The 25824-nt window shown below is 62.8% G+C and carries 21 protein-coding genes and 1 pseudogene; 15 read left to right on the top strand and 7 right to left on the bottom strand.

Going from position 1 to position 25824, the window contains the following annotated elements:
* The first annotated feature begins 43 nt into the window (after positions 1–43).
* From G7067_RS00715 to G7067_RS00705, 3 genes are all read left to right on the top strand, one after another.
* Positions 44–655, top strand: coding sequence for a DUF7927 domain-containing protein (locus G7067_RS00715; protein ID WP_166321309.1), 612 nt, complete (start codon positions 44–46; stop codon positions 653–655).
* Positions 652–1137, top strand: coding sequence for a DUF7927 domain-containing protein (locus G7067_RS00710; RefSeq protein ID WP_166321307.1), 486 nt, complete (start codon positions 652–654; stop codon positions 1135–1137). Before G7067_RS00715 ends, G7067_RS00710 begins: the two co-directional genes overlap by 4 nt.
* Positions 1138–1371: 234 nt before the next feature.
* Positions 1372–3909, top strand: a complete 2538-nt coding sequence (locus G7067_RS00705; protein ID WP_166321305.1) for a LuxR C-terminal-related transcriptional regulator — start codon at positions 1372–1374, stop codon at positions 3907–3909.
* A 271-nt stretch (positions 3910–4180) separates the two neighbouring features.
* On the opposite strand, the gene G7067_RS00700 is transcribed toward G7067_RS00705, so the two are convergent.
* Together G7067_RS00700 and G7067_RS00695 are read right to left on the bottom strand one after the other, a co-directional pair.
* On the bottom strand, positions 4181–5116 hold the full coding sequence (locus G7067_RS00700; RefSeq protein ID WP_166321303.1) for a metallophosphoesterase: 936 nt from the start codon (positions 5114–5116) through the stop codon (positions 4181–4183).
* An 8-nt stretch (positions 5117–5124) separates the two neighbouring features.
* Complete coding sequence (locus tag G7067_RS00695) at positions 5125–7797, bottom strand: transglycosylase domain-containing protein (RefSeq protein WP_244301156.1); 2673 nt, start codon at positions 7795–7797, stop codon at positions 5125–5127.
* Between the two features lie 110 nt (positions 7798–7907).
* Here G7067_RS00695 and sp36 point away from each other — a divergent pair, with 110 nt between their 5' ends.
* Both sp36 and G7067_RS00685 read left to right on the top strand, forming a co-directional pair.
* Positions 7908–8075 carry a Sp36 family protein gene (sp36, locus tag G7067_RS00690; RefSeq protein ID WP_166321301.1) on the top strand — a complete coding sequence of 56 codons (168 nt, stop codon included), beginning with the start codon at positions 7908–7910 and terminating at the stop codon, positions 8073–8075.
* A gap of 1 nt (position 8076) precedes the next feature.
* Positions 8077–8550, top strand: a complete 474-nt coding sequence (locus tag G7067_RS00685) for a RidA family protein (protein WP_166321299.1) — start codon at positions 8077–8079, stop codon at positions 8548–8550.
* A gap of 151 nt (positions 8551–8701) precedes the next feature.
* Here G7067_RS00685 and acs read toward each other — a convergent pair whose 3' ends face one another.
* A complete protein-coding gene (gene acs / locus G7067_RS00680; protein ID WP_166321297.1) occupies positions 8702–10684 on the bottom strand; it encodes an acetate--CoA ligase in 1983 nt (660 codons plus the stop codon).
* Between the two features lie 230 nt (positions 10685–10914).
* On the opposite strand from acs, the gene G7067_RS00675 reads away from it, so the two are divergent.
* From G7067_RS00675 to tmk, 7 genes are all read left to right on the top strand, one after another.
* A complete protein-coding gene (locus tag G7067_RS00675; RefSeq protein WP_166321295.1) occupies positions 10915–11979 on the top strand; it encodes a TadA family conjugal transfer-associated ATPase in 1065 nt (354 codons plus the stop codon).
* Entirely contained in the window at positions 11976–12938 is a 963-nt protein-coding gene (locus G7067_RS00670) for a type II secretion system F family protein (protein WP_244301155.1), read from the top strand. The genes G7067_RS00675 and G7067_RS00670 overlap by 4 nt, the downstream gene beginning before the upstream one ends.
* 399 nt (positions 12939–13337) lie before the next feature.
* On the top strand, positions 13338–13496 hold the full coding sequence (locus G7067_RS00665; protein ID WP_244301154.1) for a DUF4244 domain-containing protein: 159 nt from the start codon (positions 13338–13340) through the stop codon (positions 13494–13496).
* Positions 13474–13821 carry a TadE/TadG family type IV pilus assembly protein gene (locus G7067_RS00660; RefSeq protein WP_166325534.1) on the top strand — a complete coding sequence of 116 codons (348 nt, stop codon included), beginning with the start codon at positions 13474–13476 and terminating at the stop codon, positions 13819–13821. The genes G7067_RS00665 and G7067_RS00660 overlap by 23 nt, the downstream gene beginning before the upstream one ends.
* Before the next feature lie 13 nt (positions 13822–13834).
* Positions 13835–14638, top strand: a complete 804-nt coding sequence (locus G7067_RS00655; protein ID WP_166321293.1) for a M23 family metallopeptidase — start codon at positions 13835–13837, stop codon at positions 14636–14638.
* Between the two features lie 169 nt (positions 14639–14807).
* A complete protein-coding gene (gene topA, locus G7067_RS00650) occupies positions 14808–17624 on the top strand; it encodes a type I DNA topoisomerase (protein ID WP_166321291.1) in 2817 nt (938 codons plus the stop codon).
* Position 17625: 1 nt separating this feature from the next.
* Positions 17626–18246 carry a dTMP kinase gene (tmk, locus tag G7067_RS00645; protein ID WP_166321289.1) on the top strand — a complete coding sequence of 207 codons (621 nt, stop codon included), beginning with the start codon at positions 17626–17628 and terminating at the stop codon, positions 18244–18246.
* 129 nt (positions 18247–18375) lie between these two features.
* Here tmk and purL read toward each other — a convergent pair.
* Positions 18376–20708: pseudogene (gene purL, locus G7067_RS00640) on the bottom strand (phosphoribosylformylglycinamidine synthase subunit PurL).
* Positions 20709–20942: 234 nt separating this feature from the next.
* Here purL and G7067_RS00635 point away from each other — a divergent pair.
* Both G7067_RS00635 and G7067_RS00630 read left to right on the top strand, forming a co-directional pair.
* Positions 20943–21896: a hypothetical protein gene (locus G7067_RS00635; RefSeq protein ID WP_166321287.1), complete on the top strand. Its 954-nt coding sequence runs from the start codon at positions 20943–20945 to the stop codon at positions 21894–21896.
* Positions 21897–22165: 269 nt separating this feature from the next.
* A complete protein-coding gene (locus G7067_RS00630) occupies positions 22166–22744 on the top strand; it encodes a GNAT family N-acetyltransferase (protein ID WP_166321285.1) in 579 nt (192 codons plus the stop codon).
* On the opposite strand, the gene purQ is transcribed toward G7067_RS00630, so the two are convergent.
* The 3 genes from purQ to G7067_RS00615 form a co-directional block, all read right to left on the bottom strand.
* Positions 22682–23386, bottom strand: coding sequence for a phosphoribosylformylglycinamidine synthase subunit PurQ (purQ, locus tag G7067_RS00625; RefSeq protein WP_166321283.1), 705 nt, complete (start codon positions 23384–23386; stop codon positions 22682–22684). The genes G7067_RS00630 and purQ overlap by 63 nt on opposite strands.
* Positions 23386–23655 carry a phosphoribosylformylglycinamidine synthase subunit PurS gene (gene purS / locus G7067_RS00620; RefSeq protein ID WP_166321281.1) on the bottom strand — a complete coding sequence of 90 codons (270 nt, stop codon included), beginning with the start codon at positions 23653–23655 and terminating at the stop codon, positions 23386–23388. The genes purQ and purS overlap by 1 nt, the downstream gene beginning before the upstream one ends.
* A 141-nt stretch (positions 23656–23796) precedes the next feature.
* Positions 23797–24696 (bottom strand): phosphoribosylaminoimidazolesuccinocarboxamide synthase, encoded by a 900-nt coding sequence (locus tag G7067_RS00615; protein ID WP_166321279.1) that lies wholly within the window; start codon positions 24694–24696, stop codon positions 23797–23799.
* Between the two features lie 166 nt (positions 24697–24862).
* Here G7067_RS00615 and G7067_RS00610 point away from each other — a divergent pair, with 166 nt between their 5' ends.
* On the top strand, positions 24863–25813 hold the full coding sequence (locus G7067_RS00610; protein WP_166321277.1) for an SRPBCC family protein: 951 nt from the start codon (positions 24863–24865) through the stop codon (positions 25811–25813).
* The last annotated feature ends 11 nt before the right edge of the window (positions 25814–25824 follow it).

Below are 25824 nucleotides of genomic sequence, written 5' to 3'. Positions count from 1 at the left end.
TGACGTACTGAGGTGGTCCGGCCCACTCGCAGTTGGCGAATCCGTGACAATCACCTATTCGATCAACACGGCGGGCGTTGACGTCGACGTGTACACCACTCTGCCCAATAGCGCGTGTGTGCCGCTTGCCGGGCAGGATCCCGAGTGCGCTTCGCTCGTCACGCCCGTGCCACCAGCAACCCGGGAGACCCCCGCGTGTGTTGGCCCGGATTGTGCGGACCTTCTCCCCGAATACACGAAGGTGCTCGAAGGGGTTGGCGCCACGCTGAACGCGGACGGAGAAGCGGACTACGTGGTGAGCATCAGGAATCCCTACGATGAACTCCTGCACGTGGAACTCGTCGACTATCTGAGCGACGTCCTTGATGATGCGACGATCATCGGCCCGCCGACCGTCTCTGTTAGCACCATCTCCGTTGATCGCACCGACGCTGCCGCATGGGTGATTCACGGAGAGTTGCAGCCGGGGGAGACGGTGCAACTGCGCTACCGGATCAAGGTGCACAGCCCGAATGCGGCGGGGAACAGGATCCTTGACAACTACATTGTGCCGTCGACGGTGGACAAACCAACGGCGTGTACCCCAAAGCCCAGGAGGATCAGCACTGCACGCACCATACGGTGCCGGATCCGCTGCCCCCGGAGGGGAAGATGAGCGCTGGCAAATCCGCGGATCCCGCGGCGGGATCGCCGCTGCACACGGGAGACCTCGTCACGTATACCTTGAGTTTTGTGAACGGTACCTCGTCCGCAATCGACATCGACACCTTCGATGATCTGAGTGGAGTGCTCAATCACGCGGAGATCGTGATGCAGCCGACGGCGTCGAACGCGGGTCTTGATGCCGTGTTAGCGTCAGACCGCATCTTGATTACCGGCAAGCTGCCTGCAGGATCCCGCTCCACCGTTACCTACGCGGTGCGGGTGCTTGCGAACGATTTCCGCGTCACGAGCGAGATGGTGAACACCTTTGCGGGGTGCACCCCGGGTGAAACCTGTGAAACTCGACACCCGATCCCCCCGGCGAAAAAGCCACCAAAATCACCGAAAACACCGACATCGCTGCCCCAGGCACCATCGGGACCTCCGGTGCCCGGAGGATCTGAGTCGCCGGCGCCCCCGCCACAGGGTTGGTGAACACCGGAATTGACAGCTTGCCTGTCCTGTGGCTTGGTGCGGCGGCTGTCTGGGGCGCAGGAATCGCGTTTGGAACGCAACTGATGCGCCTGAGAAAGGGGAAGTGAAACCCGGGCGTTACCCGGAGAGAAAACGCCCCTGCCTCGCATAGCAGTTTCACTGATGACCGAACATGTTATGTTGGCTAGATCAGGCCGCGCTCCGGCAACGTCGATGCCCAATACTCAAGGACGCATGTTTACACAGATTCCAACCCATCAGGAGACCTTGATTTCAAGGCCGCGCCTACTCACAATGATTGGTATTCGCCCAGGGATCACTGTCATTGAAGGCCTGCCGGGCGCAGGCAAGACGCTGCTCGCCACTGAATGGGCGGAAAAGCACGCCGAAACGAGCAGCACCTACTGGGTCAACGCGATTGGGCGCACCACCGTGGAGCGAGTGCAGGATCTTTTTCGCGAGATTGAATCCTTGGGAACTCGGGAACCGCTGGGCACCGGTGAGTCTGTGGGAATCGTGATCGATAACCTGATGGTTCCCCTCGACGCATCGCTTCGAGCAATGGTCGAGGCCCTGCTCATTGCGCGCCCCACCACGCAGCTTGTCATTTGCTCGCGCTGGGGAGGAACGCCGGTGTCAGGGGGAAGCTGGGGACAGAGCCCCGTCTCGGTGATTCGGCATGAACAGATGTGCGCCACACGCGAGGAGAACCGGCAGTTCGTTGAGCAGCTCAGGGGAGGGGCTGAAGAGGGGCTGGCCGACGTCATGTGGCAGCAGTTTCGCGGGTGGTATCTCCCCACAAAGATCGCGATTGAGACGGGCGGAGTGTCAGGAATCCAGCAGACACATCAGTACGTCACCTCAGACCTGATCCCGAATCTCGCCTCGCCCGGACTGGTCGCGATGTTTCTGCTCGCACGCCGGCTTCGCGGATTCACCCCTGAACTCTTGACTACATTGCTTGCGAACCATCAGATCCTTAGGGATGTGACCGGGGGAGCGAGCGCAGAAGACATTATTTCTTCGTTGATTACGTGCGGTCTCCTCACGCGGAGCCACATGTCTCACACCTTCCCGCTCTGGGTCGTTCCCGCCTGCCTCGAACACACCGCTGGCACGCAGCGTTTCACGAGCGAAGAGTACGTCAGGGTGAGTGAGTCGACGATGCGGTTTTGGTCGCAGCAGAATGAGACCTCCGCCGTCACGGCAATGCTTCTCGCGAACGCGCGAGACGCGCGGGCGTGGCGTACGCTCGAAAAAATTCGGGTCAGGGAGGGGGCGGCGCTGTTTCGTCAATTCCCGCGTGCCTCCATTGAAGCGCTGTATGGTCTCCCGGCTTCCCTGTCTCGTTCCTTTCCGCAGTTATGGGCCACCAGCCACCTCATCACCGCGATCATCGATGGCGCGCGGGCGAAGGCCGTTACTGAGGTACCAGCCGATGTTGGCGCAGGATCCACCGGGGGTGGGCCGCGAACGGGGAAGGAGAGTTCTGATCCCGTAGCGCTTCTCCTCGGCGCTACCGACCATATTGCGAGGCTCCTACGGGCCGGTCGTGCCGAAGCCGCGCTCACCGAAGCGCACGCGACGCATGTGCGTTTTCGGAAGGTGGGGCGGGCGCTCGCCACGCCCGAGCGGGTCATGTTTCTTGCCTGGTTTGAAATGCACTGGGCGATGGCTGAAATACACAATATGAATCGAGAACTCGGGCTGACCATCTTGCGTCGTGCCCGCAAGCATGCGCGGCAATCTCAGCTTGACCTATTGACGGTATCTGTGACCTCGCGGTTGGCGCTCCACTGCGTCTTTGTGGGCTACACCGTCGAAGCTGGTGAACTCCTTGACGAAGTGCGAGACAGCGCGACACACTTGGAGCAGGTGCTTCCAGAAGTTGAACTCGAGACCGCCCTGGTGTCGGCGGCGCAGTGCACAACTCGACTCGATGCTGCCGGCGCACTCTGGCACTTGAACTGTGCGTCTCAGTTCGGGGAAGAGTTTGAATCTTGGCCGTTGCTGGCTCTCATCAAGACCCAGCACGCCCTTTACTACGGCAGCCCCCGGGTGATGCTGGACGAACTGCAACGTCTGCGGCGGAAGATTGATCAGCGGATTGAAAACTCCGCGCGAAGCAGAATTATCCTCGCGCGGTGCGGGGTCGATCTGCTGTTGAGCCTTGGCGAGACAACCCGGGCAAAAGAGATCCTCGAAATGATGCCGCAGGGGAACCCTTTCCTCTTCGTTCCTCAAGCGCGACTTGCGTTGATTGAAGGCGAAGATTCCGCGGCGCTCGCGCTCGCAGCTTCAGGCAAATGGCAGGAGTCCGTGTCGCGGCGAGATCAGCTCGAGCTTGCCATCATCGAGGCCGAAGCTGCAGACCGCGTCGGCAAGCCCGACATTGCACGGGCTGCCTATATGCAAGCTGTTGAAATGTCAGACGCGATGCGCGTATATACGCCGTTTCTCACCCTTTCCGACGAGCGCAGAGCGGCGCTCGATGCGTTGCTTGACGAGCAGCGACGACGGCCATTCAACCGTCCGAAGGAGGCAAGGCCGGAGGTGTATCCCAGCGCGCAGAGCGCAGTGGCGCTGACCCCTCGAGAACTCGTGGTCTTGCGGGCCTTGAGTGAAGAAGAAAGCCTTGCTCTGGTCGCCCAGAAGCTGTCAGTGTCGGTGAATACGGTGAAGAAGCAGAGCGTTTCCTTGTATCGGAAGCTTGGTGTTCATTCACGTACCGAAGCGATGGCCGAAGCTTTGCGCAGAGGCATCAAGCTCTAGGGGATGCAGGACACGAGCCGGTGGTGGCGGCTCAATGCGGACCAATATAGGGACCACAGTCGATACCATAATTTCACCCTTGCTGCCCTTCGCTGGGGGTGGACGCACCGGGCCCGGTCACACTGTAATTGTGGTTCTCGTAGGGCGAGCGAGAGTAGCGACCGAGTCCCCCCGTACAGCATGTAACCACATGTTTCGTTCGCTGCTCTCGCCCGGTTTACGAGAAGTCGAGTCGCGGTGTTCTGCGAATGTGGCAGTCGGAGTCAGGGCACTAGGGGCGCGCCGCCTCGAGGGTGATCAGACTGGCCTCGGGTCGGCAGGCGAAGCGCACCGGGGCGTAGATGGAGTTGCCAAGACCCGCGCTGACGTTTAAGAACGCGGCGCGGTGGGCGTCGTACCAGACGCTCAAGCCGCGGGCCTGCATCGTGGGGAGGTCGCAGTTCGAGGTGAGCGCACCGACGCCCGGCACGCGCACCTGACCGCCGTGGGTGTGGCCGGCCAGGATCAGATCGGCACCGTCGCTGAGAAGCTCGCCGAGTGGGCCTTGGTAGGGGGCGTGGACGACGCCGATCTGAACGGGCGGGGAGGTTGTTTCTGAGCCCTCGGCCCGCAGCGCGGCCCGAGCTTGCCGCATCAGCTCGACATCGTCGTAGCGGATATGGGGATCGTTCAGGCCAAAGAGTTCGACCCGGCTCCCGCGCACATCAAGCACTGTGGCGGAGTTATTGAGATCGGTCGCGCCGAGACCAACGAGCCCGCTGGTCAACGCGGCATTGTCAATATCGGGTTCCCTAGTGCTCAGCCGGCTCGGCTCCATCAGATATTTCAGGGGGTTCTTCAGCCGCGGCCCGTAGTAGTCGTTGGAGCCGTGCACAAACACTGTCGGGGCTGCGGCAGTCAGCGGTTCGAGCGCGTGTAGCAGTGCGTAACGCGCCTGCAGGTGACCCATGAGGTCTCCGGTGAGCACCGCGAGATCCGGCCTGAGCTTGGCGAGCGAACGCACCCAGTTGATCTTGTTCGTCTGCCACGGCGCGAGATGCAGATCGGAAAGCTGCAGCACGCGAAGTGGTGCGGCCCCGTCGGCCAGGATCGGCAGTGTGTGGCGTCGGATCGTGAAGAGGCGCCGCTCGATGAGCGTTGACCACGCGAGCACTCCGGCTGCGGCCACCCCGAGGGTGGCCGCAGCGCGGCGGGATGATGTCGCCACGGGCCAGATCAGCTCTTGGGCGTGCAGGTCATCGCCAGAGTGATCTGGCTGCTTGTTCGTGCTTCTGTGCCGCTTGCGGGGTCAGTGAAGGCGACCGTAGATTTCGCGTCGTGGGTGCCCTCAACATCGCAGCCGACCTTGATGGAGCTGAAGCCGGCCCGGCCGAGGATCGCCCGCGCTTCTTTCTCTGTCGCACCAACAAGCCCATCCGGCACAACGGTTGCCTGACCGTTACTGCGGTAGACGGTAACTTCTGTTCCGATCATCGCGTCGGATCCGGCTACCGGGCTGGAGCTCGCGATCCTGCCCTGTGCGACAGAAGAATCAACCTCGCCACCGTCGACCACGGAGAAGCCTGCCTGCACCAGCAGATTCGTGGCCTCGTCGAAGGTCTTGTCCCTGACCTCCGGTACCTTGCCCGTGATCTTCTGCGTCGCTGCGGCAGTGGGTTTCGGGAACGCGTCGCCGCCGTAGTAGCCGTCCGCAACATTCATGATCGCGGGCCAGATGGCCTGGTCCGCGTACATCAGCCTGCCGAAGGGCTGGGTGGAGACTCGCTTCCCATTCGCGTTGGGGCCGGCGTTACCCACCCAGACTGCCGTGGCCACCTTGGTGCTTGCGCCAACGGTCCAGTTGTCGACCACGTCATCGGTGGTGCCGGTCTTGGCGAGGTGCGGGATCCCCATGCTTGAGCGTGCGTGCCTCGCAAGGCCATTCTCGGCAGTGTACTGGAGCGCATAGGCGACGCCCGCCGCGACTTCGGGGGAAATGGCCTGCGAGCACGAACTCTTCGTGAAGGGCACGGGGTTGTCGTTCGTGTCGGTGATGCTGTCAATCGGCACGGGTGTGCAGACCGTCCCGTCACCAGCGAAGGCCGCATAGGCCGCCGCCATGGTGATGGGAGCGATCTCGTCGATGCCGCCGTAGACGTTGGAAGGAACAACCGAGAGATCACGAGGCTCTTTGTTGAGCGTGGGAACCACGATCTGACCGACAGACTCCTGACTCGTAAAGCCCGCGTCCGCGTCTGCTTGAGTCCATACCCGCTGATCCGAGGCGCGGTGCACGCCGAGCTTCTGGGCAATACTAAAGGTGTTGCAGAGGTCCATTTTCTGCTGCATTGACATCAGGCCACCATTAATGGACTGTGCGATCGCGGTGAGCACGGGCTGGTTGCCCTTGATGCCCAGGTTGTCGTTGGAGAAGTCAAATGATCCAAAGCCGTACACGCCGTCAGGCAGGCACGAAGCCTTCAAAGAGCTTTCCTGCACCCTGCGGCCGTTCACGTTCACAATCTCTTGCACCGAGTGCCCCTCGCTAATCCAGTTGGCGAGGGTGAACGGCTTAAACGTTGAACCCACCTGGAAACCGCTTGAGCCGCCCATTTCGTAGTCGGTGTTGTAGTTGACCGTGGTGTAGCCGGGGTTGCTAGAGAGGAAATCCTCGGCGTTATTGAAGGGCCGGTTTTGTGCCATCGCGAGCACCCGCCCGGTGCCGACCTCTGTGCTCACGCCCGCGGCGCCGACATCGATGCCGTCGAGAAGTGACGGCACGTTCTCGCGCAGGGAAGCGGTGGCCGCGTTTTGCATGTCGTAGTTGATCGTGGTGTAAATCTTGTAGCCGCCGCGGCTGAACTTGAACTCGCGCTCGGTCGGGGAATCGCCAAACTTCGGATCCTGTTTGATGTAGCGCAGCACGTAGTCGCAGAAGCTACCGAGGTTGTAATTCTGCTCTGCGATATTGCAGCCCGCGGGTCGGGGCGTGATCACAGGCTCGATCGGAGTCGCAATCGCCTCATTGTACTGCGCCTGCGTGATCTTGCCGTGCTTCAGCATGCTGCGGAGAATCTTGTCTCGCCGCTCCTGGTTGGCGGGGATGTTCTCGGGAATATCGATCTGCAGCTTGCTCGGGTTGTTGACGGTGGCGATGAGGCTTGCTGCCTCGGCCAGAGTGAGATCCTTCGCGGATTTCCCCCAGTAGAACTGCGCGGCGGATTCGATGCCGTAGACCTGGCGCCCGAAGAGCGCGATGTTGAGGTAACCGAGCAGGATCTCGTCCTTCGAGAACTTCTTCTCAGTACTGATCGCGTACTTCATCTCCTTCAGCTTACGATCGATGTCCTGTCGCATTGCGTCTTCGTAGGCCGCATCGCGCTCATCTGGATCTGCGATGGCCTCGGCTTCTTGTACGAGCACGTTGCGCACATACTGCATCGTGATCGTTGAGGCGCCGGAGAGGTTGGAGCCTGCCGCGTTTTGCAGCACTGCGCGGCTCGTCGCGAACACGTCCACACCGCCGTGGGTGTAGAAGCGAGGATCCTCCTCCGCCACTGCGGCATCTTTTGCGAACTGGGAGATCTCGTCCCAGCCCACCATATGGCGATCTTGTTCGTAAAACGTGGCGATCTCGTAGTAGCCGTTGCCGTCAGGCATTAAGCCGTACAGCGTGGACGGCTCGGCAAGCTGGCCCGGATCCAGGTGGTCGGGCAGCTTCTCAAAGATATCGATGGCGGAAGCCGCCGAAATGCCGCTCAGCGCGACGACGGGAGTGACAGCCGCGGTGACGAGCACGCCAGCCACGGCGCACATCGCCACGGCTCCGAGGATGCCTCCGAGGGCTCCGCCTGCGCTGCGCGGTTTCATCGTCCGGGCGCGCGAAGACTTAGATCTCTGTGGGGTCATAGGATCTAGGGTAAGCGAATGTTGCTGACAATTCAGCATCGCGGGGTCTCAAAAACCTGTATGCCTTGAGATCCCCAGCTTGTTCCACCCATTTTTCAAGGAGACCACACGTGAGTGAATCGGCCGAAGCCCCGCGTTGGGAGTACTTCGTCACCCCGCTGCTGCTGCACAACGAAGCCCAGATCCTGAACAATTGGGGCGCTCAAGGGTGGGAGCTTGTACAGATTATCGAAGGACCGGCAGGCGGCAACGTCGCATATTTGAAGAGGAAGGCCTGAAATGTCAGTGATTGAGGAGCGTTTGGGAGAGCTCGGCTACGTCGTGCCCGAGGTGGCCGCGGCCGTGGCGGCGTATGTTCCCGCCATTCGTGATGGCAACTACGTCTACACCTCGGGCCAGCTGCCCTTCGTTGAGGGCAAGCTACCGATGACCGGTAAGGTCGGCCACGGGGAAGGGGCCGTGTCGCCCGAGGATGCCGAAGAACTTGCGCGGATCTGCGCTCTCAACGGTCTCGCCGCCGCGCGCGGAGTGCTGGGTTCGCTCGACAAGATCGCTCAGGTGGTGAAAGTCACCGCCTTCGTGGCGTCTGATCCCTCGTTCACCGCGCAGCCCACGGTCGCGAACGGCGCCTCGGTGTTCCTGGGCAAAGTGTTTGGTGACATCGGAATCCACGTGCGCTCGGCCGTCGGAGTCGCGGTGTTGCCGCTCGATGCCCCGGTCGAGATCGAGTTCGTGTTCAAGATCGCGGAGTAGGTCCGCCGCTCCGCCGGTTGAGCGCGAGCCCCCTCCCGCCGGTTGAGCGATGAGCGTAGCGAAAAGTCGAAACCAAGAGATACGGTTCCCTTGGTTTCGACTCGCTAGCGCTCACTCAACCGGCGGCGGGGGAGCGGAAGCAGGGATCCGCCTACTTGATCCCCGAGACCTTCGCCTGGATCACCGACATCACCATGGTGTCGGCGAGCGTGGATGTGTCTCCCACGTCCTTGCCCTCGGCGAGTTGCTTCAGGATCCTGCGCACGATCTTGCCCGATCGTGTTTTCGGTAGCTCGTTCACGATGTAAATGTTGCGCGGCCGGGCGATCGCGCCGATCTGCGCCGCGACGTGCTTTTTGAGTTCACCCTCGGCGTCTTCTTCGCTCAGAATGTTCTGCTGGCTCTTCAGCACGCAGTAGGCAACAACCGCCTGGCCCGTGGTCTCGTCGTCTGCGCCCACGACGGCCGACTCCGCAACCGCGTGGTGCTCAACAAGCGCTGATTCGATCTCAGCGGTCGACAAGCGGTGCCCGGAGACGTTCATGACGTCATCGACACGACCCATCAGCCAGACATCGCCATCCTCGTCGACCCTGGCGCCGTCGCCGGCGAAGTAGCGATCACCAAACTGCGACCAGTAGGTGTCGACGAATCGATCCGGATCGCCCCAGATGCCGCGCACCATGCTCGGCCACGGCTTCCGCACGGTGAGCAGACCGCCCTGGCCGCGATCCACCCGGTCGCCAGCGTCATTGACGATGCTGATGTCGATCCCGGGCTGTGGCACCTGGGCGCTCCCGGGTTTGAGGCTCGTGAGGCCCGGCAGCGGAGCGATCATGATCGCGCCGGTTTCGGTTTGCCACCAGGTATCAACGATGGGCGCCGATCCCGCGCCGATGACCTCGTGATACCACCGCCAAGCTTCAGGGTTGATCGGTTCACCCACACTGCCGAGCACGCGAATGCTCGATAGATCGTACTGCTCGGGAACCTGACGCCCGACCTTCATGCAGGCGCGGATGGCGGTCGGCGCCGTGTAGAAGATGGTGACACCGTACTTCTGGATGATGCTCCACCAGCGGCCCCAGTCGGGGGTCTCGGGGGTGCCCTCGTAGATGACCTGGGTGGCGCCGTTTGCGAGGGGGCCATACACAACGTAGCTGTGGCCGGTGATCCAGCCGATATCGGCGGTGCACCAGTAGACGTCGGTTTCGGGCTTCAGATCGAAGACGTCGCGGTGGGTCGCGCTCGCCTGGGTGAGATAGCCGCCGGAGGTGTGCAGGATCCCCTTGGGCTTTCCGGTTGTGCCGGAGGTGTAGAGGATGAAGAGTGGGTTCTCTGCGGGGAATCCCAGCGGTTCGTGCTGGTCGTCGAAAGAGGGGATCTCCTCGTGCCACCACAGATCCCGGCCCGCCTCCATCGCGACGCCCTGCGCGGTCCGCTCCACTACCAGCACTTTCTGTACGGTGCTGCCGCCGCCGTGCAGCGCGAGCGCGTCGTCAACGGTTGGCTTCAGCGCCGACACGCGCCCCTTGCGGTAGCCGCCGTCTGCCGTGATCACCAGTTCTGCCTCGGCATCGTCGATGCGGGCGCGCAGGCTCTCGGCGCTGAAGCCGCCAAACACGACGGAGTGCGCGGCGCCGAGACGCACCACGGCGAGCATCGAAATGACGGCTTCCGGGATCATTGGCATGTAGATGGCGACTCGATCCCCGGCCTTCACGCCCAGGCTGGTCAGCATGTTTGCGGCACGCTTCACCTCGCTCGTGAGTTCGGCATACGTGATCGAGCGGGTGTCTCCCGGCTCGCCCTCGAAGTGGATCGCGACGCGGTCACCGAGGCCTGCCGCAACGTGGCGATCCAGGCAGTTTGCGGCCACGTTCAGCTCGCCGTCGGCGAACCACTTCGCGAAGGGAGGGTTCGACCAGTCAAGGACCTCGGTGAAAGGCTTGGTCCAGCGCAATTCATTCGCGCGCCCGGCCCAGTAGGCCTCAGGATCCTGCGCCGCACGCCAGTACACGGAGGAATCATTGATGTTCGCTTGCGCCCTAAACTCTGGCGTCGGCGGATAGGTAGTGGCCTCTTCGCCGGGGTTCAACGGGTGGCTTTCAATGGTGCCGTGCAGCTCAGTCATGGACGTCTTTATCCGATCATCTTGTGGTGTGCGAGAAACGTTGGGTGTCGCGAGCCGGACCGAGGGCCGACTGCGAAAGCCGCATTGCCAGCGTATATCCTCTCGCCGAATCTGCGCCCACAGGGCGCGATTTGTGGCCGTAATAATCCAGTTGTCCACAGATTTGAGGATCGGCCCCGTGAGCCCTAAAGAACTGATTTGCTACGGCTATGCAACCTGACTCAAAAAACATGGACTCGGGAGCGGCCCGCCGTGAGATCCCTACTTTCCTTCAAGAAAGCGGGGTTCCCGGCGCGAAACGCCAGGGTGGCTCAGCTCCTGGCGCCCGGGTCACACGGACCGCGGGACTGAGCCTTGCCGCTCGGCGTGCCCTGGGTGGGCTACTCCCACTGCTTGATGAGCCGACGCTCCGGGACGTGCTGGTGCAGGTGCGCAATGGACGCGGGCAACTCTGGGCCGACCGCGGTGGTGTGCTTGCGCGGGCAAACGGGTGGGAAGCGCCGCCAGCGGCGATCCACAAACTCGCGACCGAGCTGATCGCTGCCGGAGGGCGACACCTCGACGAGCTGCATCCGTGTGCTGACGTGCAGATTGGAAACGGGATCCGAGTACACGCGGTGCTCCCACCGATTTCTGCCTCTGGAGCGGCCGTGTCGATCAGGGTTCCCAGGCTATCGCCGCTCACCTTCAGTGCGCTGGTGCGCGCGGGGCTGTGCGATGCAAAGACCGCAGCGCATCTGAAATACCTGATGGCGAGCCGCCGCAACATCCTGATCACGGGAGGCACCGGCAGTGGGAAAACAACAGTGCTTGCTGCGCTGCTCGACCTCACCGCAGCGCACGAACGCATCATCACCATCGAGGATGTGGCGGAGCTCCGCCTGAACCATCAGCACACGATCTCGCTCGAAGCTCGGCAGGCGAGCACGGAAGGGATCGGTGAGGTGCCCGTCGACCAGCTGTTGCGGGAGGCGCTACGGATGCGGCCTGACCGAATCGTGCTCGGGGAGTGCCGGGGCGCCGAGATCGCGACGCTACTCGCGGCTCTCAACACCGGGCACGACGGTGGTGCAGGCACACTCCACGCGAGCGGAATTCAGGAAGTGCCTTCGCGCTTGGAGGCGCTCGGGGCGCTGGCAGGACTCGACAGCCGAGCGCTTGCGCGGCAGGCGGTTTCAGCGTTGCACGCGATCGTGCAGTTGGCAGCGGGGCCTCAGGGCTTCCGGATTGTCGCGATCGGCCAACTGGTCCTTTCGAACTCCGGTGATCTGGCGATTGAGGAGGTGATGCCGTGACGGGCGATGAGGTACAGCTAGCGATAGCGGATGTACGTGGCCCCCAAACCCGCTCGGTGCCTGCCGCGAAGTCAACGGCGAGTTCGGTCGCTGCGCGCTGCACTGCGCTGCTTCGCGGAGGGGTGGCACCCAGGCGGGTCTTTGCTGTACTCGCCTCGGAAGCAGAGCAGGGCGGCGAGGTCCACCAGATTCACGAGCGGGTGAGTGCAGGCGTCGATGTTGCGGCGGCCATTGCGGAGTGTTCTGGCGATGAGTGGTCCGTGCTGGCTTCGGCCTGGCGGCTTTCCGAAGAAGCAGGAGCGCCCCTGGCACCCACGCTCGCACGAATGGCGGCCGCTCTCCGTGCGTTGGAACAGCTCCGAGAACGGCGTCGTGTGCTTGTATCGGGGCCCCAAGCGACCGTGCGCCTTGTGGCGTCATTGCCTCCGGTGGCCCTCGGTCTCGGGTGGCTCATCGGGTTCGACCCGCTGCCACTACTCATCACGCCGCTTGGCTTTTGCCTGGTGTTTCTTGGCGTGGCGCTCCTCGGAGGCGGGATCTTCTGGGCCCGGTCTCTGGTGAGGGGTCTGCGGCTCGCAGACCGTGTCGCGGGGCTCGAGTGCGACCTTGCCTGGATCGTGCTTGGTGGCGGGGCAGCGCCGGGCGAGGCGATCCGACGGGTCGTCGACTGCGTTGCTGATCTCGGGGCCCGCTGGGTGCCGTTCGATGCCTTCTGCTCCGGGGGTGCGTTGCAGACCGCTGTGCGGCGAGCGGCGGTGCTCGGCATGCCACTTCGCCCGCTGCTGCTTGAAGAAGCTGATTCTCTTCGCGACCGCACCCACTCTGAGATGGAGGCCGCAGCGGAGCAACTCGGTGTGCGGGTGTTGTTGCCGCTCGGAGTCTGCGTGCTGCCATCCTTCATCGTCATGGGGGTGATGCCGGTTGTGATCAGCATGCTTGGTCAGAACCCTGGGTTCTGAAAGTGCTGGGTTCTGAACCTGCCGGGTTTTGAACCTGTCGGGTTCTGCACCTGCCGGGTTCGATCGGCGCTCACACCCACCCTTTTCGCCTCGACCAACTGGACTTGTCCACAGATTCCGAATTCCTTGACTATTCGAGGCCTTGAAGCGTCAACATTGAAGGCATCGGGACCCCCGAAGCCGTGCACAAGAGATAAGGGAACCACCGTGAAAAATAGACTTGAACTTGTTTCTGATCGAACCTCTGAGGGGCTGTCGGGGGAGTTAGGCCCTGTCGCAGGGACCCCTCGCACCGCTGCGCCGCTGAGATTCCTCCCCGCCCCTCGGCACCCATCAGCACTGGGAGATCGCCCAGCTGTCGGCTTCAGGACCCGTAATAGGCTGACAACCCTCACTCGTGTGGCCAAGGACGAGAGCGGTGCCGTGACGGCAGAATACGCAATTATTATCATGGCCGCGGTAGCTTTTGCGGGCGTGCTTGTCGCAATCGTACGCTCCGACGCGATTCGGGCGATGCTCGTTGAACTGGTTGAGAATGCGCTGGGTGCTGCGGGATGAACGGGGCACAGTCACGGCGGAGTTTGCGATCGTGTTGCCCGCTGTGCTGATTGTTCTCGGGCTCGTGGTGAGTGGAGTTCTTCTTGCCGCCCATCGCATCACCCTGGTGTCTGTGGCGGGTGAGGTGTCTCGTGCCGAGGCTCGCGGTGATGACGCGGCCGCTACCGCGGCCCTCGGCCAGCTGGGTCGTGACGTGGTGGTTGAACGGGAACATCCCGATCCGCTGCTCTGCGTCACGCTCATTTCCCACCCAGTGCGGGGTATCCTCTCGGAACTCGGGGTATCGGCACGAGCCTGCGCCGCTATGGCGGGGGCGCGCAGATGATGGGAATGACGCGGTGAGCGCCCCGGCGGTGTTGGCTTGCTCGGCGGTGGCGGTGTGTTTGGGACTGTCAGTGATTGCTGCGGCAACCCACGTAGAGGCACGTCACAGTGCCGCTGGTGCCGCCGACGCTGCGGCGCTCGCCGCAGCGGACGCAATGACTGGGTGGATCGATTTGGAGCCGTGCACAGTGGCGAACCAGGTGGTGCTTGAGATGGGTGCATCGCTGGTGGAGTGCAATGTTGACCCGGACCGCGCTGTTTCTCATATCGTGGCGCAGGCAGGCGAGGGGTTTCAGTCAGCCCGGGCTCGGGCCAGGGCTGAGGCGCAGAGCCTTCCGAGCTTCGGAGAGCACGGCTCCGTGGGGTCGGTGGGTGCTAATGGTTGGGCGTGGCCATCTGACTCCCGAGGTGTTACGCAGAGCTTTCACGACGGCTACGCGATTGATCTAGCAGTGACTGCGGAGGGCGCGCTTTTCGCCCCCTTTGACGGAGTGATTGTGGCGGCGGGTCCCGACGGAGGCAGTGTTCCGGCGGTGTGCCAGACGCGGTTGTGGTGGTGGCATGGACCCAACATCACCGTGGTGATGCGGCACGAGGTGTCGGGCGGCTTCATCTACAGTTCCCACAATCACGTGGATCCCGGTTCGCTTTCCGCGCTCGGAATAGCTCCCGGTGTGCGTGTGAGCGCGGGGCAGCAGGTCGCTTCCGCGGGAATGAGCGGGTGCACTTCGGGGCTTCACACCCACTTCACTCTTTCGAGTTATCCGACGAACGCATATCCGGATTTGGATCCTTTTGTGTACATTGGTTTTCCGTGAGGCTGAATGCCTCAACTGAGTGTGCTCGGTGCTGAAGCTGACATTTACATGTCAGACTGTGTATCGTGTCGATGCGTACCGCATCGAAAACGAGTTCGTGCGTGCGTCACTCGCGCACGAACCGAAGAGCCGCACGCGCAACCAGTGTGTCAACCCGTGAAGGAGACCCGTGAAGGGTACGAAGAAACTCGTCATCGTCGAGTCGCCGACCAAGGCAAAGACGATTGGTGCGTACCTCGGAAGCGATTACGAGGTCATAGCGTCAGTCGGACATATTCGCGACCTCGCAGAGCCCTCGGAGTTGCCGAGCGAGCTGAAGAAGGGTCCCTTCGGCAAGTTCGCCGTTGATGTCGAAAATGGTTTCGCGCCCTATTACGTGGTCAATGACAACAAGAAGAAGACCGTTTCCGAACTCAAGCGAGCACTCAAGGGAGCTGACGAACTTTGGCTCGCAACTGATGAGGACCGCGAGGGGGAAGCGATCGCCTGGCATCTGCTCGAGGTTTTGAAGCCGAAGGTTCCCGTGCGCCGGATGGTGTTCCACGAGATCACCAAGGAGGCCATCGAGCAGGCCAAGGCCAACACTCGCGACCTCGACACCGCTCTGGTTGATGCGCAAGAAACCCGGCGTATTCTTGACCGGCTCTACGGCTACGACATCTCTCCTGTGTTGTGGCGCAAGGTCGCCCCGAAGCTTTCCGCGGGCCGGGTGCAGTCGGCGGCCACCAGGCTCGTTGTGGATCGCGAGCGCGAACGCCAGGCGTTCCGTTCGGCCGAGTATTGGGACCTGCTCGCAACGTTCGCCCCGGCGGGAGACTCGGGGTTTGAGGCGAAGCTTGTGCGGCTGGACGAGCAACGTCTCGCGACCGGCGGCGACTTCACCGACAACGGCACGCTGAAGGAGAAGGCCGCCAAGGCCGGCGTGATCCTGCTCGGCAAGGATCGTGCCCAATCACTTGCGGCGCTCCTCACCGCCGATGTCGCCGCAAACGTGCTCTCGGTCGAAACGAAACCTCACACGCGGCGCCCCGCCGCCCCGTTTACCACGTCGACGCTGCAGCAGGAGGCTTCCCGAAAGCTCCGTTACAGCTCCAGGCAGACCATGTCGTATGCGCAGTCGCTGTATGAAAACGGCTACATCACCTATATGCGTACCGATTCGCCGACGCTGTCACAGCAAGCGATCACGGCGGCCAGGTCGCAGGCTGCCGCACTCTACGGCGCTGAGACCGTGCCCGACAAACCGCGTGTCTACACGGGCAAGGCGAAGGGTGCGCAGGAGGCTCACGAGGCGATCCGCCCCGCGGGGGATACCTTCCAGAAGCCGAGCTCGCTCAAGAGTAAGTTGAACGGCGGAGAGTTCCTGCTCTACGAACTGATCTGGAAGCGCACCGTAGCCAGCCAGATGGCAGATGCCAAGGGGTCGACCGACACCGTCACCGTTGGTGTGAAGCTGCAAGAGCACGAGAAGGCGGGCGAGACCGCCGCAGAGTTCACCGCGAGCGGCACCGTCATCACCTTTCCCGGGTTCCTCCTCGCCTACGAAGAGGGCAAAGACGAAAAGCGCGGCGCTGCAGAGGACAACGTCACGCTGCCGCAGCTCACGAACGGGCAACAGCTCGGGATCGAGCAGTCGGAAGCGAAGGGCCACGAGACGAGCCCACCGCCTCGCTACACCGAGGCCAGCCTGACCAAGCGCCTCGAAGAACTCGGCATCGGCCGCCCGTCTACCTATGCCGCGATCATCAGCACGATCATGGATCGTGGCTACGTCAACAAGAAGGGCCAGGCGCTCGTCCCGAGCTGGATCGCCTTCTCCGTGGTGCGCCTACTCGAAGAGCATTTCAGTGCGCTCGTGAACTATGACTTCACGGCAGAGATGGAGAGCGACCTCGACGAAATTGCCGCAGGTGCGACGGATCGCACCTCCTGGCTGAACACCTTCTACTTCGGCGGCGACGATCACCCAGGCCTGCGCGGCGTGGTCGACAACCTCGGCGAGATCGACGCGCGCGCGATCAACACGATCAAGATCGATGATGAGATCTCGCTGCGCAATGGCAAGTACGGCCCTTACCTCGAGGTGTTCGATGAGAAGTGCGAGGTTGGCGAAGACGGCACGTTGAAACCCCGCAGCGTTAACATTCCCGACGGGATGGCTCCTGATGAGCTCACGCCCGAGAAGGCGCATGAGCTTGCCGACGCCGAACCGGCAGAGGATCGTGTGGTTGGCCTGCACCCGGTGACGGGCAAGCGGATCGTCGCGAAGAACGGCCGCTTCGGGCCCTACGTGACCGAACTGCTTGATGAGGGCGAAGAGCTCCCGAAGGGTCAGAAGCCGCGCACGGCCTCCCTCTTCAAGAGCATGGATCCCGCCACCGTGGATCTTGATACCGCGGTCGCGCTCCTCGATCTGCCGCGCGTCGTCGGTAAGGATCCCGAGACCGACACCGAGATTACGGCGCAGAACGGTCGCTACGGCCCCTACCTCAAGAAGGGTACGGAGACTCGTACGTTGCCGAGCGAAGACTCGATCTTCTCGATCGATCTTGCCGGTGCGCTCGAGGTGCTGGCACAGCCGAAGTACGGCGCCCGCAAGGCTGCGTCCGCGCTGAAGGAATTCGACGCGGATCCGGTGAGCGGCAAGCCCGTGAAGGTGCGCGACGGCCGGTTCGGGCCGTACGTCACCGATGGCGAGACCAACGCGACGATTCCGCGCGGCGACAGCGTCGAGGACATCACCTTCGAACGGGCGACGGAACTGCTCGCAATCAAGCGCGCCAAGGGCCCAGCAAAGAAGAAGAAGGCTCCCGCACGCAAAGCTGCCGCCAAAAAGCCCGCTGCGAAAAAGACGGCCGCCAAGAAGACCGCCGCAGCGAAACCGCGAGCCGAGCGGACCCCCGAGCAAAAGGCCGCGACGGCAGCCAAACGTGCCGCGACGATCGCAGCGAAGAAGGCTGCGGCCGAGGCTGCGGGCGGCGCATAGCGTGAGCGGGCTCTTCATCACGCTGGAGGGCGGTGACGGCGCGGGGAAATCGACCCAGGCTGAGTTGCTTGCTGGGTGGCTCGAGGAGCGCGGCCGTGAGGTCGTGCGCACCAGAGAACCCGGAGGTACGACCCTCGGCGTGGAACTGCGCAAGCTGCTCTTGCACGGCGGCGACGTGTCCCCGCGCGCTGAAGCGCTGCTCTACGCGGCCGATCGTGCACAGCACATCGCGACGGTCGTGCGGCCTGCACTCGAACGGGATGCGGTGGTGGTGCAGGATCGCTACATCGACTCTTCCCTTGCGTATCAGGGGGCCGGCCGGGTGCTCTCGGTGGAAGATGTGCGCCGGATCAGCGAGTGGGCCTCTGACGGCCTTTGGCCGCAGTTGACGGTGCTGCTCGACATTGACCCCGGTGAGGGTGCCACTCGTCGTGTCTCCCGTGGCGGTTCAGACGACCGGCTTGAAGCCGAGGCGATCGAGTTTCACCGGGCAGTGCGCGAGGGCTTTCTCGAGCTAGCGAAGCAGGGTCCGGATCGCTTCCTCGTGATCGACGCCACGCTCTCCGCGGACGAGATCCACGCGAGGATCCTCGCCCGCACGGCGGCCTTACTGCCGCGCTAGCTCCACCGCGTCAGCTTGCCACCACAGCGGCCGATGCGTCGACAAAGCACTATCTCGACGAGAAAGCACCCCACCGACGCACGGGGAGTGCTTTCTCGTCGAGATAATGGCTTCTCGACGATGGCCCGGTTACTCGCCGACGACCGGCCCGAAGCGCTCCGGCAGCGTCGCGCGGGAGGCCGCACCGAGCTCAGCGAGGGGCAGCGTGAAGCGATCCTGCACCTCGATCACCGCGTCTGCGCCGGCACCGTCGGTGACGCCGATCCTGAGCACCGGGAAGTCACGCCCCGAGCACAGTCCGCGGAACTTGACTTCTTCTTCGTGCGGCACCGCGACGAGCACGCGCGCCTGCGACTCTGAGAAGAGTGCCGCGGTGGCGTCGACGCCGTCGCGGGAGATGATCTCCTCGATCCAGACGCGAGCACCCACGCCGAAGCGCAGCGCGCCGTCGGTGAGTGCCTGCGCGAGGCCACCCTCTGACAGGTCAACAGCGCCCGAAAGCAGCCCGCCCTGCGAGGCCGCGTGCAGCAGTTCGGCGAGCGCACGCTCTGCGTCAAGATCGGCAACGGGCGGGCGGCCGCCGAGGTGATCGTGCACCGTCTCGGCCCAGGCCGAGCCGTCGAGTTCGTCGCGGGTGACGCCCAGCAGGTAAAGGTGCTCGCCCTGATCCTGCCAGCCGCTCGGCACGCGCCGTGCCACATCGTCAATAATGCCGAGCACACCCACCACGGGGGTCGGATGGATCGGGGTATCGCCAGTCTGGTTGTACATCGATACGTTGCCGCCGGTCACTGGAACCTCAAGCGCGAGGCAGGCGTCAGAGAGACCCTCGACTGCCCGCGAGAACTGCCACATCACTTCGGGGTCCTCTGGGCTGCCGAAGTTCAGACAGTCGGTCACCGCGGTCGGCACGGCACCGGAGGTAGCAACGTTGCGGTACGCCTCGGCAAGCGCAAGCTGCGCGCCCACGAAAGGATCGAGCTGGCAGTAGCGGCCGTTTGCGTCGGTAGCGAGAGCGATGCCGAGACCGCTCTCCTCGTCGACGCGGATCATGCCGGCGCCGTCGGGGAAGGAGAGCGCCGTGTTGCCGAGCACGTACTTGTCGTACTGGTTCGTGATCCAGTCAACGGATGCCTGGTTGGGGGAGGCCGCGACCGCGACCATCTGTGCGCGCAGGTCCTCACCGGAGGTCGCGCGGGCGAGTCCCGAGGCATTCACGCCTGCGGCCTGCAGTGCGTCGATCCACGTCGGGTAGGCGACGGGTCGGTCATATACGGGCCCATCGACGGCGACGGTGGAGGGATCGACGTTCACGATCTCCTCGCCACGCCAGTTAATGATCAGACGGTTCGTGTCGGTGACCTCGCCGAGCACGCTGGTCTCGACGTCCCACTTCGTGGTGACCGCGAGAAATGCGTCAAGCTTCTCGGGGCCACGACCGCCATCATGCGCTCCTGGCTTTCCGACATCAGGATCTCTTCTGCGGTGAGGGAGGGATCGCGCAGCAGTACGCTATCGAGCTCGATGAACATACCGCCGTCGCCGTTTGCGGCAAGCTCCGAGGTCGCGCACGAAATACCGGCGGCGCCGAGATCCTGGATCCCTTCCACCAGCTCACCGTGGAACAGTTCGAGGCAGCACTCGATCAGCACCTTCTCCGCGAAGGGATCACCGACCTGCACGGCGGGGCGCTTCGTGGGGCCACCCTCGCTGAAGCTATCGGAGGCGAGGATCGACGCGCCGCCGATGCCGTCGCCGCCGGTGCGCGCGCCGAAGAGTACGACCTTGTTGCCGAGGCCTGAGGCGTTAGCGGTGTGCAGATCCTCGTGGCGCAGCACGCCCACGCCGAGCGCGTTGACGAGCGGGTTCGCCTGGTACACCTTGTCAAACACGGTCTCGCCGCCGAGGTTTGGGAGGCCGAGGCAGTTTGCGTAGGAGGAGATGCCGGCCACCACGCCGTGTACGACGCGTGCGGTGTCGGGATCGTCGATCGCGCCAAAACGCAGCTGATCCATGACAGCAACCGGGCGCGCGCCCATAGAAATAATGTCGCGAATGATGCCGCCGACGCCGGTTGCGGCGCCCTGGAACGGTTCAATGTACGAGGGGTGGTTGTGGCTCTCGACCTTGAAGGTCACCGCCCAGCCCTCGCCCACGTCGATCACACCGGCGTTCTCGCCCATCCCGACGAGCAGCCGCTCCTTCATCTTGTCGTTCACCTTCTGGCCGAACTGACGCAGATATTTCTTCGAAGACTTATAGGAGCAGTGCTCCGACCACATCACCGAGTACATGGCGAGCTCACCCGAAGTGGGGCGGCGACCCAGGATCTCGCGGATGCTGAGGTACTCGTCCTCCTTCAGCCCGAGGGCGCCGTACGGCTGCACCTTCTCAGGGGTGGCTGCTGCGTCTTGAACAGTATCGGGGCGGGGACCGGTGAATGTTGCGGCGGTGTCAGTCACGCTGAATGTGCTCCGTTGATGTAGGCGGGATCGCTCGCGCAACCGGCACGGATGTGCTGCGCGGACGCGAGCCGAAAGGTCGATCCCTAGTCTACGCGGGAAATAGGCGGTGCCGCTTGCGTGCGGCATAGCTTCTCTTCGAGGGCAGATTTCTGTAAGGATGCACCTTGTAAAGTCGATTTTTGTGCTGTGAGAAGTTGGTGTTTCTCAGCCGAACACGGAAGACTGATGCACATGAGTGATTCGAACACGCAGATCCCCGGAACGAGCGCGACCGAGGCTGCCCCGGCTCATCCTGCAGCACAGAATCCGCAGGAGACTAGCGCGCCCGCGCCCGTCGCGGTGAGCCCCGCAGTCAAGCCTCGAAAGATGTCGACCTTCCTCAAGGTGAGCATTATCCTGCTCGCGGGTCTCACGATCGCGTCGATCTCGCTTGTGTTCATCGGTGAGTTTGAGGGCAAGTTCGAGCGGGTGTTCTCGACGTTTGCACTCTTCGCCGTGTTTGTGCTTTTCACCGCGCTCGATACGAGACGCGAGCAAAAGTCTGACTGGTACGCTCCGGTCGCTCTGATCGCAAACGCGTATATCTTGTCGCTTCTTCTCATCGTGATCTGGATGACCCGCTTCAACTACTTCTCATTGATGTGGGAGATCTTCTGGAAGTCCGTGTTCGTCATCGTTGTCACTCGGCTGGTCATCCTGTGTTGCCAGTGGCTACTCGGCATGGGTGCAAAGACGAGCGAGGTGGTGAGTCGTTTCGCGTTCATCACGAGTGTGCTGGGTGTCCTTTCTGGCATCCTGTTTACCGCTCCCGTCGGGATTGAGGCGTTCGATCTGTTCGTTCCGGATCTGTACTGGAAGATCGCAACCGCGCTGTTGATCCTTACGGCGCTGGGTCTTTCGATTACCTTGCTGCTGCGCTGGTCTCTCGGTTCCGAGGAGCGTGCTGCGGCGCGCGAAGCGCACCAAAGACAGTGGGCTGCGAGCCAGGCTGCGCACGCTGCCGCAGTTGCCGCTCAGCCAGTTCCTGTCCAGCAGATTCCGGATCCGTACGCCTCAGTTCCGCAGACCCCTATCCAGCCGCTCCCGGCCCCCACTCAGCAGTTGCTGCCTTGGCCGACCTTCGCTGACGGCCGCCCACTTCCCGCGGGCCCTGACGGCCAGCCAGACTTCTCCGTTCTGCAGTAGCTCGATCGGTTTCCCGCCAGGTGCATCGCCTGGCGGATCCCTGCCTGGGATCCGGTGCTGCACGGGAAGTGAGGGTTCGCGTGTGCGCAAGTTGTTGTTATCGCGCTGCTTAAGAACCATCTGTGCACACGGCGGTGGGCTCTTTGGGGTGCGCACCCTGCCGCGTGTGCGCAAGCTGTTGTTATCGCGCTGCTTAAGAACCATCTGTGCACACGGCGACCAAATTCTGCGCCCGAACGGCGGCGTCCGCGGTGCCCTAGAATTCTGTGGTGAGTAATTCCCTGATGATTCGGCGGGTGCGCCCCGAAGAGTACGCACAAGTTGGGGCTCTCTTGCGTGCCGCGTATGAGGCTTCGTATGAGCTTGATGCCGAGTATCTTGCAGAGATTGAAGATGTAGCGAGCCGCGATGCGGTGGCGCAAGTGCTTGTCGTCGAAGAAGACGACAGGATCTTGGGATCCGTCACGGTGCCGCACGAGGGTGACCGCCTGCAGTCAGACTCCGCTCCCGGGGAGATGGACATGCGCCTGCTCGGGGTATCTGAGGAAGCTCGCGGACGTGGAATCGGCGAATTGTTGATGCGGCACTGTGCGAAACTCGCTCGGGATCGCGGCGCCCACCGCCTCGTGCTACACACGGGGCACTTCATGGAAGCGGCACAACGGCTCTATGAGCGCCTCGGTTTCGTGCGGCTTCCCGAAAGGGAATTCACCACTCAAGTAGACCGCGGCGAGGTTCGGATCATCTCTTACGGGCTCGACCTCGTGCCCAAGTCAAAGCCTGAACTAGACCCGCTGTGCGAGAACCTTGACGGCCCCCGTGAAGAAGCGCAGTCCGTCGAGGCCTGAGCGCATCGCCTGCGGCGTATCCGGACCAAAACCGGGCTCCACTGCGTGTTCGGGGTGCGGCATCAGACCTACGACGTTGCCACGCTCATTCGTGAGACCCGCAATGTCGGCGAGCGATCCGTTCGGGTTCACGCCCGAGTAGCGGAACGCGATCAGGCCCTCGCCTTCGAGGCGCTTCAGCGTTTCGTTGTTGGCGATGTAGCCGCCGTCGCCGTTCTTCAGCGGGATCACGATCTCTTCGCCCTCGGCAAACTCGCTGGTCCACGCGGTGCGGTTGTTCTCGACGATCAGCCGCTGATCCCGACGCACGAACTGCTGGTTGGCGTTGCGGATCAGCCCGCCAGGCAGCAGGTGCGCCTCAACGAGGACCTGGAAACCGTTGCAGATCCCGAGCACCGGCATGCCCGCGTTGGCCGCAGTGATCACCTCGGTCATGATCGGCGAGATGGCTGCGATGGCGCCGGGGCGCAGGTAGTCGCCGTAGCTGAAGCCGCCGGGCAGCACGATAGCGTCAACACCATGCAAATCGTGCGCTGCGTGCCAGAGTGCTACCGGTTCTGCGCCAGCAAGCCGGATCGCGCGCTGCGCATCTCGATCGTCGAGGGAGCCGGGGAACGTGACAACGCCGATGCGGGGTGCCATTACGCTGCCACCCCGACAGGAGCGCCATCAACGGTGATCGACACCACGTCCTCGATGACCGAGTTTGAGAGAGTTTCGTCGGCGACCTTGCGGATCTCGGCGAGCACCTCTGCGCTCACCTCGCCCTCGACGGTGAACTCGAAACGCTTGCCGATGCGGACGTTCTGGAACTTGCCGTGCCCGAGGCGATCAAGCGCCCCCGTGGTTGCCTTACCCTGCGGGTCGAGCAGTTCGGCCTTGGGCATGACATCAACAACAATCGTGGGCACCGGTTCTCCAAATCCGTCAGAAAGTGAGCACGCCTATTCTAGCCGCTCCGACTGCTCAGCCGGTGCTCACACCTCAGCCGGTGAGATTCAGGGGGATTTCACCGGCTGAATGGTGAGTACCGGCTGACGTGCTGAGTTGGATCAACCCCAGTTCTTACCCGTCAGCCGTGTAAACAGTTCGCGGTAGCGATCCTGAGTTTGCGACACAATCTCCGCTGGCAGCTGTGGGGGAACACCCTGCTGATCCCAGTTGCTGCGCAGCCAGTTGCGCACGATTTGCTTATCGAAAGAGGCGAGGCGATCCGCGCGGCTGAGCGAAGCATCGAAGTAGACGCTCGCATCCCAGTACCTGGAAGAATCGCTTGTCAACACCTCGTCTGCAAGCACGAGTTCACCGGTCTCGGGATCCCGCCCGAATTCGAACTTGGTGTCTGCCAGGATCACGCCGCGCTCGGCCGCAAGATCTCGCGCCGCGGTGAAGATTTTGAGTGACGCTTCGCGCAGCGCCTCAGCGACCTCCGGGCCGACGAGTTCCACACTCTGCTCGTAACTGATGTTCTCGTCGTGTTCGCCGAGCGGGGCCTTGTGGGCAGGGGTATAGATCGGAGTTTCGAGAAGGTCGCCGTCTTCGAGCCCCGCGGGCAGCTCGATGCCGCATACGCTTCCGGTTTCCCGGTATTCGAGGAACCCGGATCCGGTGAGCGCCCCCCGCACCACACACTCGACGGGGTACATCTCGAGGCGGCGGGACAGCATCGCGCGGTCAGAGACCTCCATGGGCACTGGCGGCGCGGACTCGGGATCCGCAAGGTGATTCGGCATGTCAATGCGCGAAAACCACCAGTTTGAGAGCGCTGTCAGAAGAGCGCCCTTGCCCGGGATTGCCGGGTCAAGCACGTGGTCAAACGCACTGACACGATTGCTCGCGACCACCAGCAAGATGTTATCTGGCCCGTTCTCAGGCACGAAGAGGTCACGCACCTTGCCCGAGTAGATATGCTGCCAGCCTGCGAGTGAAGTTGCTGAAGTGGGAAGGTTCACCAGGCCATTCTCCCACTTCCCGGATGCCTCTCAAATCGTTTTCGACATTCCCAGCAGGCTCAGGCGTGTTGTCAGCCGCTGGGCCTACAGTCGTAAAGTAATAGGTCAGATCTGTTGTCTGATCCGTAAATGATTGATGGGTCCGTAAAGTTTTTTGAGGAGAACGATGATCCCACTGGGACCTGTAGTTGCCCGAGGCCGCGCGCGTGCTCCGCGTGCGGCAGTTTGGGCGTACTTCGTCGACTCTGAGTTGCGCAAGGAATGGTGGCCCGAGTTGCGACTTGACCCGCGTGTCGGGGGAGCCGTTGCCGAGCAGTGGACCGAAGCCGATGAAGGGTCTGCCGTCAGCCGCGATGCTTCCGGCGATGTTGACGTGTGGGTTGATGGGCACGCGATCGGGTTTCGCTGGAGTGATGCTGGAGACCAGTACTCCACCGCGGTTCTGGTCACTCTGCGTTCTCGTGGGGCGGATACTGGAATCACGGTCACGGAGACGGGCTTTGACGTTTTGCCGGACGCTGCTGAACGCGCCGCAGCTTCTCAGGAGGGGTGGCAGGTATTGCTCGCCGACCTCGTGGACTCGGTCGAGGCCGCCGTGGCGGCCGGGGCATTTGCAGAGGAAGAAGCTGCAGCTGAAGGTGAAGCCGAGGATGAGGGAGCGGAAGGCGTGACGCCCGCCCTCGAAGATGACACGGCTGAAATACCTGACGCGGCCGAGGCTGGGCAGGACGAGCTTGAATCAGGCGAGGCTGAGGCGGGCGAGCCTGAGCAGGCGCTTCAAGAAGCTAGCACCGACACGGATGAGCTTCTCGAAGTAGAGGCGGCGGAAATCTCGGCGGATACGACTCCCGTTACGGAGATCGCTGCAGCTGAGGCTCCTGTCGAGGAAGCTCCTGTCGAAGAAGCTCGCATCGAAGAGTCTCAGGCTTCGGAATCTTCTCCCGTGGAGGCCCCTGCCGCGGAACCTGACCCCGAAGACCTCGCGTTTGCAGAACTCGGCTTTGGTGACCTCGCCGATGAAGAGATCGCAGACGAGCACGATCCTGAAAACGGCGACTCCGATTCCGCTGACGAGCCCAACTTCGACGACCTCATCCGCGGGTCGCAGAAGGACTAGCGCCACCGGCG

This window comes from Leucobacter insecticola, assembly GCF_011382965.1.
GTDB lineage: Bacteria > Actinomycetota > Actinomycetes > Actinomycetales > Microbacteriaceae > Leucobacter > Leucobacter insecticola.
This window is presented reverse-complemented; position numbering and strand designations above follow the sequence as displayed.

Excerpts from the sequence above, each read along its gene's own strand:
- G7067_RS00610 (WP_166321277.1), top strand. The coding sequence starts at position 24,863 with ATGATCCCACTGGGACCTGTAGTTGCCCGAGGCCGCGCGCGTGCTCCG.
- G7067_RS00675 (WP_166321295.1), top strand. The coding sequence starts at position 10,915 with ATGGACTCGGGAGCGGCCCGCCGTGAGATCCCTACTTTCCTTCAAGAA.
- G7067_RS00710 (WP_166321307.1), top strand. The coding sequence starts at position 652 with ATGAGCGCTGGCAAATCCGCGGATCCCGCGGCGGGATCGCCGCTGCAC.
- G7067_RS00660 (WP_166325534.1), top strand. The coding sequence starts at position 13,474 with ATGCGCTGGGTGCTGCGGGATGAACGGGGCACAGTCACGGCGGAGTTT.
- acs (WP_166321297.1), bottom strand. The coding sequence starts at position 10,684 with ATGACTGAGCTGCACGGCACCATTGAAAGCCACCCGTTGAACCCCGGC.
- G7067_RS00695 (WP_244301156.1), bottom strand. The coding sequence starts at position 7,797 with ATGACCCCACAGAGATCTAAGTCTTCGCGCGCCCGGACGATGAAACCG.
- G7067_RS00705 (WP_166321305.1), top strand. The coding sequence starts at position 1,372 with ATGTTTACACAGATTCCAACCCATCAGGAGACCTTGATTTCAAGGCCG.
- G7067_RS00635 (WP_166321287.1), top strand. The coding sequence starts at position 20,943 with ATGAGTGATTCGAACACGCAGATCCCCGGAACGAGCGCGACCGAGGCT.
- G7067_RS00685 (WP_166321299.1), top strand. The coding sequence starts at position 8,077 with ATGTCAGTGATTGAGGAGCGTTTGGGAGAGCTCGGCTACGTCGTGCCC.
- purQ (WP_166321283.1), bottom strand. The coding sequence starts at position 23,386 with ATGGCACCCCGCATCGGCGTTGTCACGTTCCCCGGCTCCCTCGACGAT.